Source organism: Kitasatospora sp. NPDC057512 (assembly GCF_042802135.1).
In the GTDB taxonomy this organism is placed as follows: domain Bacteria; phylum Actinomycetota; class Actinomycetes; order Streptomycetales; family Streptomycetaceae; genus Kitasatospora.
The window spans coordinates 1-2104 of the sequence record NZ_JBHVET010001066.1; the positions used below are offsets into that span (position 1 = coordinate 1).

Consider the following 2104-nt stretch of genomic DNA (forward strand, 5'->3'; position numbering starts at 1 on the left):
ACTGCCTGCTCACGGTAGCGCACGATCTTGACGAACTCGTCGGCGTCCAGCGAGGCACCGCCGACCAGGCCGCCGTCGATGTCGGGCTTGGCCATCAGGCCGGCCGCGCTCGACGACTTCACCGAACCGCCGTACAGCACCCGGACCTTGCCGGCCAGCTCGGCGTCGTACAGCTCGGCGATCCGCCCGCGGATGGCGGCGCAGACCTCCTGCGCGTCCTCCGGGGTGGCCACCTCGCCGGTGCCGATCGCCCAGACCGGCTCGTACGCGACCACGATCGACTCGGCCTGGTGGGCCGGGACGTCGGCCAGGCCGCCGTCCAGCTGGGCCAGGGTGTACTCGACGTGGGTACCGGCCTTGCGGATCTCCAGCGGCTCGCCGACGCACAGGATCGGGGTGACCCCGGCGCGGTAGGCGGCCTTCACCTTGGCGTTGACGATCTCCTCGTTCTCGCCGTGGTACTGGCGGCGCTCGGAGTGGCCGATCACCGCGTAGGTGCACTGGAGCTTGGCCAGCATCGGGCCGGAGACCTCGCCGGTGTAGGCCCCGCCGTCGTGCTGCGAGATGTCCTGCGAGCCGTACTTGATCTTCAGCTTGTCGCCGAAGACCAGGGTCTGCACCGACCGCAGGTCGGTGAACGGCACCAGGACGGCGACCTCGACGGCCTCGTAGTCCTTGTCGGCCAGCGCGAAGGCCAGCTTCTGGGTGTGCTGGATGGCCTCAAGGTGGTTGAGGTTCATCTTCCAGTTGCCCGCCATCAGCGGGAGACGGTCGGTCATGTGCTGTCAGTCCTCCAGAGCGGCGAGACCGGGGAGGGTCTTGCCCTCCAGGTACTCGAGGCTGGCGCCGCCGCCGGTCGAAATGTGCCCGAACTTCGTCTCGTCGAAGCCCAGGATGCGGACGGCCGCGGCGGAGTCGCCGCCACCGACCACGGTGAACGCGTCGCTGTCGAGCAGGGCCTGCGCGACGGCCTTGGTGCCGTTCGCGTAGTCCGGGTGCTCGAAGACGCCCATCGGGCCGTTCCAGAACACGGTGCCCGCGTCGGCCAGCTTGGCCGCGTACAGCTCGCGGGTCTTCGGGCCGATGTCCAGGCCCTCCTGGTCGGCCGGGATGGCGTCCGCGGCGACGGTCGAGGGGTTCGCCGGAGCCTTGGTCTTGAGGTCCGGGAACTCGGCGGAGACCAGGACGTCGACCGGCAGCACGAACTCGACGCCGCGCGCCTCGGCCCGGGCCAGGTACTCCAGGACGGTCGGGATCTGGTCCTCCTGGAGCAGCGAGATGCCGACCTCGTGGCCCTTGGCCTTGAGGAAGGTGTACGCCATGCCGCCGCCGATCAGGATCCGGTCGGCCTTCTCCAGCAGGTTGTCGATCACACCGAGCTTGTCGGAGACCTTGGCGCCGCCGAGCACCACCACGTACGGACGGGCCACGTCCTCGGTGAGCTTCTTCAGCACGCCGACCTCGGTGGCGATCAGGTCGCCCGCGGCGTGCGGCAGCAGGGCCGGCAGGTCGAAGACCGAGGCGTGCTTGCGGTGCACGGCGCCGAAGCCGTCGCCCACGTACAGGTCGGCCAGCGCGGCCAGCTGCTCGGCGAAGGCCTTGCGCTCGGCGTCGTCCTTGCTGGTCTCGCCCGCGTTGAAGCGCAGGTTCTCCAGCAGCGCGACCTCGCCGTTCGCCAGCGCGGCGACGACGGCCCCGGCGCTGTCACCGACGGTGTCGGTGGCGAAGGCGACGCTCGTGCCGAGGATCTCGCCGAGCCGCGCGGCCGCCGGGGCGAGCGAGAACTGCGGGTCCGGCGCGCCCTTGGGGCGGCCGAGGTGCGAGGCGACGACCACCTTCGCGCCGGCCGCGGCCAGCTTGGCGATGGTCGGCGCGACGGCGCGGATCCGGCCGTCGTCGGTGATCGTGGTGCCGTCCAGCGGCACGTTCAGGTCGGCGCGCACGAAGACGCGCTTGCCTTCGACACCGGCTTCGATGAGCTCTTCGATGGTCTTCACGGGGATTCGGATTCTCCTGGGGAGATGGTGTTGATGCGCAGTGAGGCGGCACGGCGCAGGGGCCGCCTGAGAAGTCCTTGAGCGCGGAACGAGGGCCCGGTCGGCAC

General features: G+C 70.5%; 2 protein-coding genes. Both read right to left on the reverse strand.

Annotated elements, in window-relative coordinates:
• Positions 1 to 779 (reverse strand): triose-phosphate isomerase (tpiA, locus tag ACFU6K_RS37635; RefSeq protein ID WP_380670948.1); only part of this gene is annotated, 779 nt, incomplete at its 3' end.
• 6 nt (positions 780 to 785) lie between these two features.
• Positions 786 to 1997, reverse strand: a complete 1212-nt coding sequence (locus tag ACFU6K_RS37640) for a phosphoglycerate kinase (RefSeq protein WP_380670950.1) — start codon at positions 1995 to 1997, stop codon at positions 786 to 788.
• Positions 1998 to 2104: the final 107 nt, after the last annotated feature.